16 protein-coding genes are annotated in these 16,853 nt (G+C 73.8%); 6 read left to right on the plus strand and 10 right to left on the minus strand.

Annotation, left to right across the window (positions count from 1 at the left end):
* Positions 1 to 131: 131 nt before the first annotated feature.
* Entirely contained in the window at positions 132 to 1,322 is a 1,191-nt protein-coding gene (locus ACIQMV_RS22450; RefSeq protein ID WP_402594973.1) for an acyl-CoA dehydrogenase family protein, read from the minus strand.
* Positions 1,323 to 1,343: 21 nt separating this feature from the next.
* The gene (locus ACIQMV_RS22455) at positions 1,344 to 2,501 is read right to left on the minus strand and encodes a CaiB/BaiF CoA transferase family protein (RefSeq protein WP_402594975.1); all 1,158 of its coding nucleotides are present in this window, start codon (positions 2,499 to 2,501) and stop codon (positions 1,344 to 1,346) included.
* Between the two features lie 139 nt (positions 2,502 to 2,640).
* On the opposite strand from ACIQMV_RS22455, the gene ACIQMV_RS22460 reads away from it, so the two are divergent.
* Together ACIQMV_RS22460 and ACIQMV_RS22465 are read left to right on the plus strand one after the other, a co-directional pair.
* Positions 2,641 to 4,104: a PucR family transcriptional regulator gene (locus tag ACIQMV_RS22460; RefSeq protein ID WP_402594976.1), complete on the plus strand. Its 1,464-nt coding sequence runs from the start codon at positions 2,641 to 2,643 to the stop codon at positions 4,102 to 4,104.
* A 165-nt stretch (positions 4,105 to 4,269) separates the two neighbouring features.
* Positions 4,270 to 5,085, plus strand: coding sequence for an SAM-dependent methyltransferase (locus ACIQMV_RS22465; RefSeq protein WP_402594978.1), 816 nt, complete (start codon positions 4,270 to 4,272; stop codon positions 5,083 to 5,085).
* Positions 5,086 to 5,205: 120 nt separating this feature from the next.
* Here the strand turns inward: ACIQMV_RS22465 and polX are convergent, their stop codons facing one another.
* Positions 5,206 to 6,933 (minus strand): DNA polymerase/3'-5' exonuclease PolX, encoded by a 1,728-nt coding sequence (gene polX, locus ACIQMV_RS22470; RefSeq protein ID WP_402594980.1) that lies wholly within the window; start codon positions 6,931 to 6,933, stop codon positions 5,206 to 5,208.
* Between the two features lie 109 nt (positions 6,934 to 7,042).
* On the opposite strand from polX, the gene ACIQMV_RS22475 reads away from it, so the two are divergent.
* Positions 7,043 to 7,687, plus strand: a complete 645-nt coding sequence (locus ACIQMV_RS22475) for a protein-L-isoaspartate(D-aspartate) O-methyltransferase (RefSeq protein WP_141355592.1) — start codon at positions 7,043 to 7,045, stop codon at positions 7,685 to 7,687.
* Positions 7,688 to 7,715: 28 nt separating this feature from the next.
* Here the strand turns inward: ACIQMV_RS22475 and ACIQMV_RS22480 are convergent, their stop codons facing one another.
* Positions 7,716 to 8,456 (minus strand): PP2C family protein-serine/threonine phosphatase, encoded by a 741-nt coding sequence (locus ACIQMV_RS22480; RefSeq protein WP_402594982.1) that lies wholly within the window; start codon positions 8,454 to 8,456, stop codon positions 7,716 to 7,718.
* Positions 8,457 to 8,750: 294 nt separating this feature from the next.
* Here ACIQMV_RS22480 and ACIQMV_RS22485 point away from each other — a divergent pair, with 294 nt between their 5' ends.
* Positions 8,751 to 8,963: a hypothetical protein gene (locus ACIQMV_RS22485; protein ID WP_141355588.1), complete on the plus strand. Its 213-nt coding sequence runs from the start codon at positions 8,751 to 8,753 to the stop codon at positions 8,961 to 8,963.
* A gap of 55 nt (positions 8,964 to 9,018) precedes the next feature.
* Entirely contained in the window at positions 9,019 to 10,146 is a 1,128-nt protein-coding gene (locus ACIQMV_RS22490; RefSeq protein ID WP_402594984.1) for a hypothetical protein, read from the plus strand.
* Between the two features lie 3 nt (positions 10,147 to 10,149).
* On the opposite strand, the gene ACIQMV_RS22495 is transcribed toward ACIQMV_RS22490, so the two are convergent.
* Positions 10,150 to 10,731, minus strand: a complete 582-nt coding sequence (locus ACIQMV_RS22495; protein WP_402594985.1) for a hypothetical protein — start codon at positions 10,729 to 10,731, stop codon at positions 10,150 to 10,152.
* A 487-nt stretch (positions 10,732 to 11,218) separates the two neighbouring features.
* Here ACIQMV_RS22495 and ACIQMV_RS22500 point away from each other — a divergent pair, with 487 nt between their 5' ends.
* The gene (locus ACIQMV_RS22500; RefSeq protein WP_401778577.1) at positions 11,219 to 12,112 is read left to right on the plus strand and encodes a universal stress protein; all 894 of its coding nucleotides are present in this window, start codon (positions 11,219 to 11,221) and stop codon (positions 12,110 to 12,112) included.
* Positions 12,113 to 12,241: 129 nt separating this feature from the next.
* Here the strand turns inward: ACIQMV_RS22500 and ACIQMV_RS22505 are convergent, their stop codons facing one another.
* The 5 genes from ACIQMV_RS22505 to ACIQMV_RS22525 form a co-directional block, all read right to left on the minus strand.
* Entirely contained in the window at positions 12,242 to 12,907 is a 666-nt protein-coding gene (locus tag ACIQMV_RS22505) for a CBS domain-containing protein (protein WP_253265973.1), read from the minus strand.
* 40 nt (positions 12,908 to 12,947) lie between these two features.
* Positions 12,948 to 13,403 (minus strand): cyclic nucleotide-binding domain-containing protein, encoded by a 456-nt coding sequence (locus ACIQMV_RS22510; protein ID WP_402594987.1) that lies wholly within the window; start codon positions 13,401 to 13,403, stop codon positions 12,948 to 12,950.
* Positions 13,400 to 13,564 (minus strand): hypothetical protein, encoded by a 165-nt coding sequence (locus ACIQMV_RS22515; RefSeq protein ID WP_402594989.1) that lies wholly within the window; start codon positions 13,562 to 13,564, stop codon positions 13,400 to 13,402. The genes ACIQMV_RS22510 and ACIQMV_RS22515 overlap by 4 nt, the downstream gene beginning before the upstream one ends.
* A gap of 170 nt (positions 13,565 to 13,734) precedes the next feature.
* Positions 13,735 to 13,992 carry a DUF1876 domain-containing protein gene (locus tag ACIQMV_RS22520; protein ID WP_141355578.1) on the minus strand — a complete coding sequence of 86 codons (258 nt, stop codon included), beginning with the start codon at positions 13,990 to 13,992 and terminating at the stop codon, positions 13,735 to 13,737.
* A gap of 143 nt (positions 13,993 to 14,135) precedes the next feature.
* Entirely contained in the window at positions 14,136 to 16,265 is a 2,130-nt protein-coding gene (locus ACIQMV_RS22525; protein WP_402595202.1) for a heavy metal translocating P-type ATPase, read from the minus strand.
* Positions 16,266 to 16,853: the final 588 nt, after the last annotated feature.

Consider the following 16,853-nt stretch of genomic DNA (forward strand, 5'->3'; position numbering starts at 1 on the left):
CCGATGCCGCTGTGGCAACTTTCACCGCACCGCGATAAGTCCCTTTCTATCCTTATGACCCGTCTTATACGGGCAAAGCAGACAAATTTTGGTCATGGAGGGAGCAGTGGAAGGACCGCCTCCACCCGATCTCACCGGAACGCCGCGTGTCCCGTGACCGCCTGCCCGACGACGAGCGTGTGCATCTCGACGGTGCCCTCGTAGGTCAGCACGGACTCCAGGTTGTTCATGTGCCGGATGACGGGATATTCCAGGGAGATGCCGTTCGCCCCGAGGACCGTGCGGGCGGTGCGGCAGATGTCCAGTGCCTCGCGCACGTTGTTGAGCTTGCCCAGGCTCACCTGCTCGGGCCGCAGCGTGCCGGCGTCCTTGCGCCGGCCCAGGTGCAGCGCCAGGAGCACGCCCTTGGTGTACTCGAGGTACATGTCGGCCAGCTTCTGCTGGGTCAGCTGGAACGCCCCGATCGGCTTGCCGAACTGGGTCCGCTCCACCGCGTAGGACTGGGCGGCGTACAGCGACGACCGGGCCGCGCCCATCGCTCCCCAGACGATGCCGTAGCGGGCCTCGTTGAGGCAGCTGAGCGGGCCCTTCAGACCCCGGACCTCGGGGAGCACGGCGTCCGCGGGAAGGCGCACCCCGTCCAGGACCAGCTCGCTGGTGACCGAGGCGCGCAGGGACAGCTTGTGCTTGATCTCCGGGGCCGAGAAGCCCGGGGTGTCGGTGGGCACCACGAAGCCGCGCACGCCCTCGTCGGTCCCGGCCCAGACCACGGCCACGTCGGCCACGCTGCCGTTGGTGATCCACATCTTGCGGCCGTCGAGGATCCAGTCGTCGCCGTCGCGCCGCGCCCGGGTGCGCATGCTGCCGGGGTCGGAGCCGGCGTCGGGCTCGGTGAGGCCGAAGCAGCCGATCGCCTCACCGGCGGCCATGGACGGCAGCCACTGCCGCTTCTGCTCCTCGGTGCCCCACTTCCAGATGGCGAACATCGCCAGCGAGCCCTGCACCGAGACCAGCGAGCGGATACCGGAGTCGGAGGCCTCCAGTTCGAGGCAGGCCACGCCGTACTCGGTGGCCGACATGCCCGCGCAGCCGTAGCCCTCCAGGTGCATGCCGAGCACGCCCAGCGCGCCGAGCTCCTTGGCCAGGCCGCGGATGTCGGGAATGGTGCCCTGCTCGAACCAGTCCGCCACGAAGGGGTCGACGCGCTGGCCGCAGAGCTGGCGCACCGAGGCGGCCACCGCCTTCTCCTCGGGGGTGAGCAGGTCGTGCAGGCCGGCGGGGTCGCGGGGGTCGAGCGGGGGCAGTGTGGCCGGTGCGTTCATGCGGTCTTCTCCTGTGGCGGATCAGTGGGTCGGGTCGGTGAGCCAGCGGCGCACGTCGTCACTGTGCTCGCCGAGACGGGGCGGCGGCCGGTAGCCGGTGACCGGGGTGGCCGAGTACGTGACGGGGTGCCGGATCTGGGGCGGCGACGAGGGGCCGACCCGGACGGTCGGTTCGAGGCCGAGCGACTCGGCCAGGGCGATGCCGTCGGCGACGGTGCCGACCCTTCCGGCCGGAACGCCGACCGCGGTGCACCGCTCGATCCAGGTCTCGACCGTCTCGCGCGTCAGGTGTTCCTCGAGCGCCAGGACGAGCTCGCGGCGGTTGCGCACACGGGCCGGGTTGGTCGCGAAGCGTTCGTCGTCGGCCAGGTCCGGCGCGTGCAGCACCTCGGCCAGCCGGCGGAACTGCCCGTCGTTCCCGCACGCCATGGCCAGCAGGCCGTCCGCGCAGCGCAGCGTCTCGTACGGGGCGATGGACGGGTGCGCGTTGCCCATCCGTCCCGGGGCGCGGCCGGTGGCCAGATACGCCGAGGCCTGGTTCGCCAGCGAACCCAGCAGGCTGGACAGGAGGTTGACCTCCACCCGCTGGCCCCGGCCGCTTTGCTCGCGGGCCCGCAGCGCCGCCAGGATGCCGATGGTCGCGTCCTTGGCGGTCAGTACGTCGACCAGGGCCACGCCGACCTTCTGCGGGTCGCCGTCGGGGTCGCCGGTGATGCTCATCAGACCGCCCAGTGCCTGGACGAGGAAGTCGTAGCCCGCCAGCGCCGCGCCGCCGTGGCGGCCGAAGCCGGTCACCGAGCAGTACACGACGCCCGGGTTCGTGCGGCGGACGGATTCGTAGTCGAGTCCCCGTGCGGCGAGGGCGCCGTCCTTGAAGTTCTCCACCAGGACGTCGGCCCGCCCGGCCAGTGTCCGGGCCAGCCGGAGGTCCTCCGGGTCGGACAGGTCGAGGGTCACGGACCGCTTCGAGCGGTTGGCGCACTCGAAGTAGCTGCTGGAGTGGTCCGTCCACGGCGGACCCCAGGCACGGGTGTCGTCGCCGGAGCCCGGGCGCTCCACCTTGATGACGGTGGCCCCCAGGTCCGCCAGCATCACCGAGGCCAGCGGGCCGGCCAGGACGCGGCTGAAGTCGGCGACGACCAGGCCGTCGAGCGGTGCCGCGGGCGGATCGACGGGCATGACCATTCTCCGTTCGCTCGGGACGGGACGACCGTACGGAGAAGGCGCGGATCTCTCATTGGTTAAAATGCACCTCGCAGGGCTCGTATTGGCCAGATCGCACAGGAGCATTCGTGACGGTTCCCGCGCAGGAGCAGCCGTGACGGTTCCGACGGTGGCCTCACTGTGTCGGGCCCTCGGTACGGATCTCGCGCCGGCCGAGGGGTTCGCCGCCTCCACGCGGGAGGTGTCGGCCGTGCACATCAGCGAACTCCTCGACCCGACCGGCTATCTGAGCGGCGGGGAGCTGCTGCTGACGACGGGCCTGTCCCTGCCCCGGAACAAGCTCGGCTGCGAACGGTACGTCGGCCGCCTGGTCGAGGCCGAGCTGACCGCGCTGGCGCTCGGCCTCGGCCCGGTGCACGCGGAGGTTCCGGCGCCGCTCCTGGCGGCCTGCCGGAAGCGGGGACTGTGCCTGCTCACCGTCCCGCCGCCCACGCCGTTCCTGCGTATCACGAAGGCCTACTGGGCCGCCGTCTCCCGCACGGCCGAGCAGCACCTCAAGGACGTCCTGGCGACGCAGCGGGCGCTCGTCGACGCGGCCGCCTCCGCCGACCCCGTCGCCACGGTCCTGCGCACCCTCGGCCGGTCGCTCGACGCCTGGGCGGCGGCCTACACACCGGCGGGCGAGGTGGACCAGGTGTTCCCCGCCGGAGCCGCCGAACAGGCCGCGCGGGTACGCGGGGAGATCGTGCGGCTGGAGGGCGCCGGAGCGCACTCCGCCGCCTCGTTCGCGACCGGGTCGGGAGCGGTGATCGTGTTCCCGCTGGCCGGGCACGAGCGGGCCGCGGGGTTCCTCGCGGTCGGCACCTCGACGCCGCTGGATCCCACGAGGCGCAGAGCCGTGCTGACGGCGTCGGCTTTGCTGAGCCTGGACGCGGTGCGCGGTTCGCGCGCCGAATCCGTGGCCGACGAGGGACAGCGCTGCGTCGGACTGCTGGTCGACTTCGGGCACCTGGACGCCGCGCGGAGGCTCGCGGGCGCGGTACGGGCACCGAGCCCGCCGGACCGATTGCGCGTCCTGGCGATGAGGGGCCGGGCGAGCGACGTCCTCACCGGAGTGGTCCGCCGCTGGTGCCCGGAGGCGATCGCCGTCCGGACGGACGACCGAGCGGCCTGGTTCCTGGTCCCCGCGGACCATCCCCCGACCGCGTGCCTGGAGGACGCGGTACGGCGGGCGGACGCCGACGCCGCGGCCGTCCTGACGGAGGTGGTCCCGGTCGGGCGGGCACCGGCCGTCCGCGCGGTCGCCGCCGCGACGCTGGCGGACCTCGCCCCGGGAACCCGGCTGCTGGCCCACCCGTCGGCGGGACCGTACGGCGGCGATCCGGCCGCGCGCATGGCCGCCGCCTGCGACCGGCTGACCGATGTCCTGCGCCAGGCCCTCGTCGGCTACCTGCGCCATCACGGTCAGTGGGAGGCGGCCTCCCGTGCGCTCGGCGTCCACCGCAACACGCTCCGGCACCGCGTCTCGCGCTGCCAGGCGCTGCTCGGCGTGGATCTCACCGACCCGGACGTCACCGCGGAACTGTGGCTGCTTCTGCGCCGCCGGGGGATGGCGTAGGGACGGCCGGGACGCCCCGCGCGCGGTCGCGGGTGCCGACCCGCCGCCGAGGTCGCGATCTTTCGGGAAAACCACCGGCGGAAACGTGAACTGGCGTGCACAGCAGGGCTTTCGGAACGTAGTTTGTCGTTGGACAACCCGCGAGACGGAGAACGGACGGTACCCATGACCCACCCCGCGACGAGCCCCGACCCGGCGGCGCACCAGAAGATCGACACGACGGTGCCGCACTCGGCTCGGATCTGGAACTACTGGCTGGGTGGCAAGGACAACTACGCCGTCGACGAGGAGGCCGGTGACGCCTACACCGCCGTCTTCCCCGGCATCGTCACCATCGCCCGCAGCAGCCGCGGCTTCCTGCGCCGCAACATCACCCACCTGGTCGCCGAGGCGGGCATCCGGCAGTTCCTCGACATCGGCACCGGCCTGCCGACGGCCGACAACACCCACGAGGTCGCCCAGCGCATCGCCCCCGAGTCCCGGATCGTCTACGTCGACAACGACCCGATGGTCCTGGCCCACGCGCGCGCCCTCCTCTACTCCACTCCGGAGGGGGCCACCGCCTACGTCGACGCCAACGTGCTGGACCCGGACCGCATCCTCGCGGCCGCCGCCGACACGCTGGACTTCAGCCGTCCCATCGGCCTCATCCTCAGCAACATCCTTGGTCACGTTGCCGATTACGACCAGGCACGCTCCATCGTCTCCCGGCTGCTGGACGCACTGCCGTCCGGCAGCTACCTCTCCATCAACGACGGGTCCCTGGGCACCGACCCGGACTTCGAAGCGGCCCAGGAGGGCTACAACAAGAGCGGCGCCATCCCGTACAACCTGCGCACCGTCGACCAGATCACGGCGTTCTTCGACGGACTGGAACTCGTGGAGCCCGGGGTCGTCTCGGTTCCGCACTGGCGTCCGGACCCCGAAGCCCCCGCCGTGGCGCCCGTCGCCGAGCACGGGGGCCTCGCGCGCAAGTCGTGACACCCGCACGAGCCGTCCCGCGGCCGTGACCGAAGCACCGCACCGGCGGTTCGGTCACGGCCGCGGCCGTTGGGCCCCGGGGGAATCAGGGGCCGAGCGGAGCGCCGGCTCCGGTGAACCTCAGGCGGCCCGGTCCTTGCGCAGGAAGCGGCGCAGCCGCCGCAGCGGCCAGGTGTTGATCACATCGTCCGGGGTCAGCCATCCGCGTTGGGCCGTGCCGATTCCGTAGCGCAGGTAGGCGAGATGGAGGAGGGAGTGGGCGTCGGAGTCGACGGCGAACTTCGCGCCGTGGCTCCTGGCCCGCAGGATGTCCTCGTCGCCCAGGTCGAGGCGGTCCGGCTGGGCGTTGATCTCCAGGGCCGTGCCGGTGCGGGCGCAGGCGGCGAACACCTCGTCGAGGTCGGCGTCGATGCCCGGCCGCCTGCCGATCAGACGGGTGGTGGGGTGGCCGAGGACATGGACGTGGGGGTTCTCGCAGGCGCGCACGAGCCGCCGGGTCATCGCCTCACGGCCGAGGCCGAAGTGCGAGTGCACCGAGGCCACGCAGATGTCGAAGCCCGCGAGGAACTCGCCGGGCCAGTCCACGTCCCCGTCCGGGCCGATGTTGAGCTCGGTGCCGTGCAGCAGCCGCATCCCGCGGCGCCGGCCGTCCAGTGACCGCACCCGCTCGCGCTGGGCGAGGACCTTCTCCTCGGTCATGCGCTGCATGGCGAGGCCGGGCGCGTGGTCGGTGACCGCGTAGTACGCGTAGCCTCGGTCGGCGGCCGCGGCCACCATCTCCTCCAGCGGGGCGAGCCCGTCGGTGAGGTCGGTGTGGGTGTGCAGGTCACCCCGGACGTCGTCCTCCGTGACCACCTCGGGCAGCTCGCCGCGCAGACCGGCCTCGATCTCGCCCCGGTCCTCGCGCAGCGTGGGCGGGATCCACGGCAGGCCGAGCCTCGCGTACACCTCGTCCTCCGAGCGGGAGGCGACCCGCTCTCCGCTCCCGGCGTCGAACAGGCCGTACTCGGAGAGCTTCAACCCCAGGTGGACGGCGATGGTCCGGGTGCGGATGTTGTGCGCCTTGGAGCCGGTGAAGTACTGCATCCCGGCACCCCAGGAGTCCGGTCGCACCACGCGCAGGTCGACCTGGACGCCCGTGACGGTACGGATCGAGGTCTTCTTCGCGCCGTGCGCGACGACCTCGGCGGTGGAGGGGAGTTCGGTGAGCGCGTCCATGAAGGGCGCCGACCGGTCGGCGGCGACGAGGACGTCGATGTCCCCGATGGTCTCCCTCATGCGGCGCAGCGACCCCGCGTACGCGCACTGCGCACACCCGGTGATCCGGGAGAGTTCGGCGACGATGTCCTCGGCGGACTCCATGGCGGTGCCCAGCAGGATCCGCTCCCCGGCCTGCTGCATCAGGGCGATGCCGTGCAGGATGTTCTCCTCGGTCCTCTTCCCGAAGCCCTTCAGATCGCGCAGCTTCTCCGCCTTGATCGCGTCGGCCAGCTCGGCCACCGAGGAGATGTGCAGGTCCTCGTAGAGGGTCATCGCCTTCTTGGGCCCGAGGGTGGGGATGGTGATCAACTGCCGTACCCCCGCCGGAATCCTGGCCCGCGTCTCCTCCACCACCGTGACGTTGCCGGTGCGGAGGTACTCGACGACCTTCTCGGCGATCGACCTGCCCACGCCCGGGATCTCCTTCAGGCCCGCGACATCGAGGCGGGAGACGTCGGTGGGGTGGCCGCCGATCGCGCGGGCGGCCTTCTCGTAGGCCCGCGCCTTGAACGCGTCGCCTCCGGTGATGGCGATGAGGTCCGCGTACTCCTGGAGGAGTGCCTCGACCTCCTCGTTGGCCCGAACCACGTCTCCCAGTCTAGGAACCGACCCGTCCGGCGGGCCAGGTGCGACGATGACTGCGGGGGGCGAGCCCGACGGGATGCTCACCCTCCGGCCCCGCAGGGAAAGAAGTGCCATGTCCGAAGCCGCCCAGCCGGCCGAGGCTCTCGTGCGGGCCGCTCGCGCGGCCGGCGTCGGTGACGAGCGGCTGCTCCGGGCCGTCCGCGCGACGCCCCGGGCGGCGTTCGTGCCCGCCGTCCACCGCGCGGACGCCTACCGCGACGTGCCCCTTCCGATCGGCCACGGACAGGTGACCACCCAGCCCTCGCTCTCCGCCATGATGATCGACGGCCTCGGCCTGAGCGGGGACGAGCACGTCCTGGAGATCGGTACCGGACTCGGCTTCCAGACCGCGCTGCTCGCCGCACTGGCCGCCGACGTCGTGACCGTCGAGATGCGGCCGGACATTGCGGAGCGGGCACGGCGCAACCTCGCCGGTCAGGGCCTGCGGAACATCGAGCTGCGCGTCGGGGACGGCAGCGGCGGGGTGCCGGACCGCGCTCCCTACGACGCGGTCGTCGTGTCCGCCGCCTTCCCGGAGGTACCCGCGCCGCTGGTCGCGCAACTGCGTCCGGGCGGGCGCCTCGTGCAGCCCATCGGGTCCGGCGGCCGGGAGCAGGTCGTGTCCTTCCTGCGCACCGAGCGGGGATTGGAGCCGCGGCGGACCCTCACGCCCGCGTGCTTCGTACGCCTGCGAGGGCGGTACGGCTTCTCCTGCTGAGCCCCCGGACCGTGGGGCCGACGGGAGGTCACTGCTCCACGACCCGCACCACGGCGAGCGTGATGTTGTCGGGCCCGCCGGCCTCGATGGCGGCCTTCCACAGTTCGAAGGCCGCCCGGCCGTCGTCGAACTCCCGCAGCACGTCGTCCAGGACGTCGTTCGGCACCGGGTCGGTCAGGCCGTCGGTGCAGATCAGGTAGCGGTCGCCCGGGGCGAGGGGACAGGCCGTCACATGGGGGGTGACGGCGTGGTACCTCAGGCCGCCGCCCAGGGCCTGGGTCAGGAGCGACGTGGTGCGCTGCCCCGGCGGGGGCGGAGGGTTGTCGTCCACGCTGACCTGGAGCAGCCCGTCCCGGGGCGCGGCGAAGATCCGGCTGTCGCCCACGTTGAACGCCAGCAGCGATCCGGGCAGGACGACGGCGCCCGCGACGGTGGTGCCCATCGTGGCCGGTCCGTCGCCTTCCGCGGCCGCGTACACCCGGCGGTTGCAGGCGTGCACCACCTCGCGGACGTCGTCCTCGTCGGTCAGGCCGGGCCCGGCCTGAGCGAGCTGCCGGACCACCAGGGCACTGGCCACGTGGCCTCCGGGCTGGCCGCCGATCCCGTCGGCGACCGCGACGACGAGGGGCGTCCCGAGGGGGAACACCAGCGTCTGCGGATTCTCGGTCATCGTGGCGCACAGGGTCCACGGCCCGGCGACCAGGCTGTCCTCGTTGTGCTCGCGGATCAGTCCCGGATGGCTCAGCGCACTCACAGCGACGTACGTCATCACAGGTCACCGCCTTCCCCTGCGCGTCGGGGCGGATCGTGCGCCGAGACCATTGTCGGGTGGCCGGCCGGGCGGTGCAGCCCGGGCAGCCCGGTCCCCGGTGTGGGGCGGCAGGCCGGTCGGATCGGTGCGAGACTGACCAGGTGGGTGACTGGCGAGCCGGCCGGGAGCTTGCCAGGAGGTTGCCGTGAGCGACTTCGAACGTCGGGCCGTCGGCGAAGAGGCCCGTCCGCCGCTCCGCGGCACAGGCCCGACCCCCGATCCCGGCCTGCCGCACCCGTGAGGACCCGGGACATGAAGCAGAATCACACAGCCGCAGCAACCGGTGCCGCGCCCGAGCTGGAGGCCCGGCTGAGTCGGCTGGAAGCACAGACGGCGACGCTGGCGGAGGCCGTACGGGCGCTCGCCCGCGGTCTGGAGAACATCCCGTCACAGGACAACCCGCCCGGGGAGGCGGCCCAGGGAGCGCGCCTCGCCCACGAGCTCCTGCTCGCCCAGGGACTGTAGACCCCGCGCCGCCCGCACGGGTGGGCGCGGGGCGACGGTGCAGCCGGGAGCGACCATGAGACTTTCCTTCCTCGAACCCCTGTACAAGCAGTCCGGTCCGTTCGCGTCGGTGTATCTGGACACCTCCCGCGACAGCGCCGTCGCGGACCCCGACACGGCCATAGCACTGCGGTGGCGGCATCTGCGGGACGCCCTGATGTCCGAGGGGGCGGACCGGAGCACCATCACCGCGGTGGCCGACCTGGTGGGCAGCGACACGGAGGTGCCCGGCCCGCACGGGCAGGCGGTGTTCACCGCGCACGGCCACGCGGCCCTGCTGGACGAGCTGCCGCTGCCGCCCACGCGGGACACGGCGCACTTCGGAACACTGCCGGACACCATGCCGCTGATCGTCCAGCACGCGCCCGGGATCCCGTACCTGGCGGTGCACGTCCGCTACGGCGGACGTCACTCCACGGACGCGACCGGCACCGTGCGCGTCGACGCCGAGGCGGGCATCTGGCCCCTGACCAAGGTCGCGCCCGGGCACCGCCTGCACGAGGAGATCCCGGTGGGCGACTGGCCGCGGGCGGCCCAGGTGATCGGCCGCGAGCTGGAGGGCCACGCACGGCGCACCGACTGCGAGGCGGTGGTCGTCGCGGGAGACGTCTGGGCCCGCGGAATCCTCGTCAACCGGCTTCCCCCGCCGCTGCGCGGACATGTCACCACGGTGGAGGGCACGGGCGAGTCGGTGCCGGGGCGGGCCCTGCTGGAACAGCGGCTCGAAAGTCTCTTCAGCGGACGCATGGCCGCGCACGACCGGGGCCTGCTGGACGTCTTCCTGGCCCAGCGGGCGCACGGCGGAGCGACGGCCGAGGGGCTTTCCGCCGCTGTGTCGGCCCTGCAACGGGGCCGGGTCAAGGCCCTGTTCCTCAACAACCACCCCGAGTCGCCGCTGCGCCTGTGGGTCGGCCCGGGAGCCGGCCAACTCGCCATGACTGAAGAGGAGTTGCGCTCCTATGGCGTACAGGACGTGCGTGCGGAGCGCGCCGACGCGGCGCTGACCCGGGCGCTGGTCGGCACCAGGGCGGAACTGGTCCTGGTGCCCGAGCGGGAGGTGCGGCTGCACGAGGGTGTGGGCGTCCTGCTGCGCTACCCGCTGCCCCGGAACGGCCCGGGCGCATCAGGGGCGCGACGGCTGTGATCGTCAGCGTGCCGCGTGGCCCCACTGCGGTCCGACCCTGCGCCATTCCGCTTCCCAGGCGCGGGCGCGGCGCCGGTCGAGCGCGGCGCGGACCGCGCAGCATCCGCCGCCGGCGGCACCCGCGAGGGCGAGCGTCACCAACGCGCCCGTGGCGGCCGCCTGCGACGCGGCCTCGGACGGGGTCAAGGGCGGGGGTGTGACCCGGTGGTGCTGATCGGTCCACACCGCGATCCGGTCGCCCGCCGCGAGGGTGGGCGCGACCAGGGTCCGGTCCTCGTGCCGGGTACCGTCCGGAGCCGTCCAGCGGACGGTCCCCACGACCCGGTCGTCCGGCGTCGTCACCCGGTCGCCGCCGGGCTGAGCCGAGCGGACCAGGACGGCGGTGGCCGGGTGCCGCTCCACCTGCTGCCGGGCGAGGCCGTCCGCCGTCGCCTGTCCGACGACCACGCCCGTCAGGGGAGCGCCCACCGCGATGACGGCACACGTGGCCAGCAGGACCCAGCCCTCGATCACGTCCTCGCGTCGGCGCATCGGGTTGCTCCGCCACCGCCACAGCGGACGCCGGACGGGTTTGTTCGCCCTCATCGCTGCTCCCTTCGGCCCTCCGACCACCCCCCGGGTCCTCCGACCACCCCCGACGCGCCGAGCGGACGGTCGCCCGCACGGCTTCCTCCACTCCAGCGTGACAGCCTCGCGGGCCGCCGTCCTGGGGCCGCCCGACGCGATCACACCGGCCGTTCGTCCCCGCCGGGGCGGGACCTCGGGCCCACCGTCCGGCACGCACCGGGCCGGTCGGCCCACAGCCGCCGCGGCTCGAACGCGCGAGACTGGAAGAGAGCGCCGAGTACCGAGTACGCCGAGTACCGGGCACAAGCAGTACGAGAACGGCGTCCTGACCATCACGGTCCCGGTCCCGGAGGAGAAGACGGGCACCAGGACCATCCCGGTGCGGCACGCCTGAGCAGGGGCGATCCGCCGCACCCGCGGTGCGCGGCCGGTGTGACGCCGACCGCGCACCCGCGGGGGAGAACAGGGGGAGAGGCAAGCGCGGGGTACAGGGAAGGTGACCGTCATGCTGAGACCTGTCGTGGCCGGCCTGGACGGCTCGCGCGAGAGCCTCGCCGCGGCCCACTGGGCGGCCAGGGAAGCCCTCCGGCGAGGGCTGCCGCTCCGGCTGGTGCACGCCTGGGAAGGCCTGCCCGACACCGCGGGGAGAGCGGACCTGCCCGAGATGCGGGTGCCGCAGTCCCGTGCGCGGCGGATGCTGCGGGACACGGTCGCCCAGCTCAGCGAGTCGTACCCACGGCTGGACCTGTCCGGCGAGCAGGTGCGCAGGCAGCCGGGTCCCGCGCTGCTCGACGAGGCGGAGGACGCCGAACTGCTGGTCATCGGCAGCCAGGGGCTCGGCGCGGTCGGCGGCTTCGTCCTGGGCTCGGTGGCCATGGCGACCGCCGTGCACGCCGAGCGGCCCGTCGTCCTCGTACGGGCGGGCGAGACCGCGGAGAGCGAACATCTGCCGGACGTCTCCGGACGTCCCTCGACACGGACCGCGCACCGTGACGTGGCGGTCGCCGTCGACACCGACGGCCCCTGTGACGACCTGCTGGACTTCGCCTTCCGCGCCGCCGAACTGCGCAGGGCGCCCCTGCGCGTGGTGCACGCCTGGCATGTGCCGCTGACCCACGGGCTGCCGGACGCGCGGACCCGGGGATCGTTCCGGCGGGAGGCGGAACGGGAACTCGCCGCGCTGCTGGAGCCCTGGCGGCAGAAGTTCCCCGCCGTGTACGTGACCGAGACCCTGCACGAGGGGCGCCCGGCCCACGTTCTGCCGCGCGCCGTGAGCGGGTCGGGCCTCCTGGTGGTGGGCCGCCGCAGGAAGTACCCCGTGATCGCGCACGCGGGTCCGGTCGCGCACGCCCTCGTCCACCACGTCACCCGCCCGGTCGTGCTCGTACCCCACGACTGACAGGCCCTGACAGGCCGGAGACGACCGCCACGGCCGATGTGCCCTCGCGGACCATGGGGCCGGCCGTGTCCACGACCCGCGGGCTTCACCGGCCGCCGCCGAGGAGGCGACGGCGACGGCGCGATGTGCTCAGCGCGGTTCGGTCAGCGCCGGACCGCTCGTCAGGTCGCACTCGACGTCGACGACTCCCTCGATGGCCCGCACCAGACGGGCGGCCACGGGCACCAGCGAGGTGTCGCGGATCCGGCCGGTGAGCGTGACCACGCCGTCGCGTACGCCGATGTGGATCGGTTCGAGCGGCGCGGGGAAGAGGTAGGAGACGATCTCCCGGCGGACCTCCTCGGCGAGGTCGTCGTCCGACCGCAGGAACACCTTCAGCAGGTCACCCCGGCTGACCATGCCCTCCAGCATTCCCTCGCCGCTGACGACGGGCAGCCGCTTGACCCGGCGCTGTGCCATGATGCGCGCGGCCTCGGCGAGCGTGGCGTCGGAGTGGACGGTGACCGCCGGGGACGTCATCAGCTCCTCGGCCGTCACCGCGCCCGCCTTGGCCAGGTCGGGCAGCCGGCGCAGCTGGGTGAAACGGTCGGGGTCGCTGTCGCGGAACTCCTCCTTGGGCAGCAGGTCGGCCTCGGACACGACACCGATCACGCGTCCCTCGCCCTCCAGTACCGGAAGGGCACTGACCTTCCACTGCGCCATGAGGTTGATCATCTCCTTGAACGGGGCGTCACGGCCCACGGCCACGACGGTGTGCGTCATGACGTCGCTCACGATGTGCGGGCTGCCGTGCACGGTCTCCTCCTCGGGACGTCGGATGCGGGCGCGGGCGGATTCACCTGCCCCCGCTGCCGTAGGGGGCGTACAGGTCGAGCAGCCGGATGCGGGCCGCCTGCAGCCGGTGGGCGACCACACCGCCGACCCAGACGGCGACGGCGCGACCGAACTCGGGATCCTCCCCGCACAGCGTGCGCACGGCCTCGGCGTCGAACTCGTAGGCCCGCACCGGGCTCGTGGCCTCGGCGCCCAGCTGCCACACATGGGGCGGGAAGTGCCAGGACCAGCCGACCAGTTCGCCGTGGCCCAGCGATTCGATGACGGCGGCGCTCCGGCCCGGGACGTGCAGGTCGAGGGCGACGGTGCCGGTCCGGATGATCCAGAACCGGTCGGCGTGCCGGCCCTCCTGGAACAGACGGGCGCCCATGTCGAAGGAGGTCTCGCGGGCGAACCGCATGAGCCGCGCACGGTGCTCGGCCGGAAGGGCCGCGGCCCGGGGGGTGGTGGAGGTCATCGCTCCGGCTCCTCTCGTTCCTGCCGCCTCGCTCGGTCGGCGGGTTCGTCGTGCAGCGTGCCCGTGGGCCCGGCGGCCGCGCGGCCGGGCCCGCCGAGGGGCCCGGACAGGGCGTCGAGTCCGCTCCTGGCCAGGCCCGCGGTGGTGGGGCTGTCCGTCATCGTCCCCCCTCCGGGATGGCGGTCGTCCCGCTCCGGGATGCCGCCGCGCTGCTGTATCCAGCCTGTTCCCGTACGGCCCGCGCCGCCACGGGCCGCTCGGGCCCGCCGGGGGGCCCTTCGGCCCCACATGGCGCCCGGCGGCCCGTCGTGGCACGCCGCGAGGACGTCCGTCAGGCGGGCGCGGGACCGGCCAGCTCGACGATGTCGTCGGAGGCCACGTCGTGCAGCCGGATCGCGAGGTCCTCCAGGGCCCTGCTGACGGCGAGTTCGTCCCCGATCTCGGGAATCGGACGGTCGATGGGGTTGCGCCGGGCCACGCCCCGACCGGTGACCGTCGACGTGTCGCGGGTGCTGAGGACGGCACGTGCGTGGGTGTCGTCGCCGTCCTCGGTGATGTAGATCTGCACGGTCCACTGCTTGGCTTCCATCGTGACCACTTCCGTGCGAGTTCCGTACGAGGCTGTCCCGCCACTTCTCACCTTGCGCGCACGCCCGCGGCCGCGCCAGAGCCGAAAGGCCCACTCCGGGGCCGCGCCCGAGCCGATGGCCGGACGGCGGCCGGGGCCGGGGTTCACGGGGCGAGCGAGAAGTAGTTCTCTTCCTCCTGCGCGAAGTGCAGGCGCAGCACGGTGTGCAGGCCGTAGAGGCAGGCGAGCAGGTCCTCGGACTGCTCGGGTGCGAAGGTGCCCTCGGTGTCGGCCAGCGAGAGGTGCGTGGCGACGCGCCGGGAGAGCCGTTCGATCTCGGCGTGGGCCCGGCTCATGGTGGCGGTCGCCTCGGGGCCGCCGAGTGCGGGCATCAACGCCGGGTAGAGCTGGTGTTCTTCGGCGTACTCGTGGGGCAGCAGCCGTTCGGTGAGGAGCCGGTGCACCTCGCGCACCGACGCCAGGGCGTCCGGGCCGGGGCGTTCGGCGAGCCGGGCCGCGGCCGAGCGCACCGCCTCCAGGACGTCCTGAAGATCGTCGTGCTCGGCGGCGAAGCGCTCGATGAGGGCCTGAGTCGAGGGTTCGAGCGCCGGCTGGGCCGCCCGGTCCGTGCGCAGGGCGCGCAGCGCGTTGAGGATCACCACGACGTCGATCCCCTCCTGGAGCAGGGCGCCCACCGCGGGCGGCAGCAGCCCGAAGGCGGCCGCTGCCATGGCGGCCAGGGACATCAGCATGCCCCCGAGGGCGCTCTGCACCGCGATGCGCCGTGCGCGCACCGCGACCGCGGCCGCGTCGGCCAGCCGGTCCAGGCGGTCGGTGGTCAGGACGATGTCGGCGGCCTCGGAGGAGGCGGTGGATCCGCGCGCGCCCATCGCCACACCGACGTCCGCGGCGGCGAGCGCCGGTGCGTCGTTGACGCCGTCCCCCACCATCACGGTGACCGCGCGCTCCTGCTCCGTGCGGACCGCGGCCACCTTGCCGGCCGGGGAGAGTTCGGCGCGCACGCCGTCGAGTCCGAGGACGGCGGCGACCTCACGGGCGGGCTCGGGCCGGTCCCCGGTGAGCATGACGATCCGTTCGATGCCCGCCGTGCGCAGCCGGCGCAGCGTCCGGGGGGCGTCGTGCCGCACCGGGTCGCGCAGGAGCACGGCACCGACGGGCCGGCCCTCGACCGTGAGCCAGGCCACCGCGGCGCCGTCCAGCATCGCCCGGTTCTCCACCGCCCGGGCCCACGCCGGAGCCTCCGTACCCGCGGGCAGCCGGCCGATGGTCGCCCCGCGCCCGCCGGCGACGCCGGAGATCCCCCGGCCGACCTCCTCCGACACCTCCAGCGCCACGCCCGGGTCCAGTCCGCGCTCGTGCGCCGCGTCGACGATGGCCCGCGCCAGGACGTGCGGCGAGTACTGGTCGAGGGTCGCCGCCAGGTGCAGTACGTCGGCGGGCTTCCAGCCGGGCGCCGCGGTCACGTCGACCACGCGCGGGCGGCCGCCGGTGAGCGTGCCGGTCTTGTCGAGCAGCAGCGTACGTGCCCGCCCCAGGTTCTCCAGGGCGCCGCCGTCACGGACCACCACGCCGAGCCGGGAGGCCCGGGACAGGCCGGAGACGATCGCGACCGGAGCGGCGAGCAGCAGGGGACACGGCGTGGCGACCACGAGGACCGCCACCGCCCGCACCGCGGACCCGCTGAGCAGCCAGGCCAGCCCGGCGGTCGCCACGGACAGCGGCAGGAACCAGGCCGCGTAGCGGTCGGCCAGGCGGACCAGGGGGGCCGACTCGGCGCCCGCCCGCCGGGCCAGCCGCACGATCTCGGCGTACGTGCTGTCCTGCTCGGTCGCGGCGGCCCGCAGCTCGAAGGCGTCGCCCGCGTTGACCACACCGCTGCGCACCTCCTGACCCGGCGCCCGCTCGACGGGCGTGGCCTCCCCGGTGAGCACCGACTCGTCGAGCACGGCCGGGGCGTCCACCACCCTGCCGTCCACGGGGACGACCTCGCCCGGACCCACCACCAGCAGGTCGCCGACGCCGACCTCGGAGAGCGGCACCGTGCGAACGACGGTCCCGGTACGGCGGCGGGCCGTGCGCGGCGCGTGCTCCAGCAGGGCGACCAGGTCGTGGGAGGCACGTCGCTCGGCCGCGGCCTCCAGGGTGCGGCCCGTGGCGAGCATCAGCGCGATGAGCGCGCCGGCGAGGAACTCGCCGACCGCCAGGGTGCCGCCGAGCGCCAGTACCGCGATCAGGTCCACGCCCGTACGGCCCTGGCGGAGCGCGGCCACCATCCAGCCCAGCGCGGGCACGACGGCGGCGACGGTGCCGAGCCCCCAGCACACGTCGGCCAGGCCGGTGTTCCCGGCCAGCCAGGAGACGCCTCCGGCGATCAGGGCCGAGGCGGTGACGGCCAGGAGCACGGGCTGGAACTCGGCGGTGGTCGGGGTCAGTGCCCTGGCCAGGCGGCGCAGCGAGTTGCTCGTGGTGCCGCGGCTCCCGGCCGGAGCGCTCACGGGAGCCGCCGCGCGGGGCTCGGCAGCGAGGCGGGGCGGCGGGGGAGCACCGTGGCCGCCCACGCGGTGAGGCGGGCGGGTCCGGCGACGGCTCCCGTCATGGCGTACCTCCTGTTGCGGGCGCAGGCCGGACGCCACGTCCCGGCCGCGCGCGGTCCCGTACGTCGGTCCCTCCCAGTCTCCGTCCGGCCGGCGGCCGGAGCCAGGGCCGAACGGCACCGTCCGGGGCCCCTCCGGGCCCTGCCGCGCCGAACGCCGGACCAACGCGCGGGTGCCCCCGCCGACGTCGCCCGGTGCGCCGCACCCGCCCGCGGACACAGCGAGGGCGGGCCTTGTGCAAGGCCCGCCCTCGTCCGATCGGTCGGA

It is taken from the genome of Streptomyces sp. NPDC091412 (genome assembly GCF_044756885.1).
Lineage (GTDB): Bacteria > Actinomycetota > Actinomycetes > Streptomycetales > Streptomycetaceae > Streptomyces.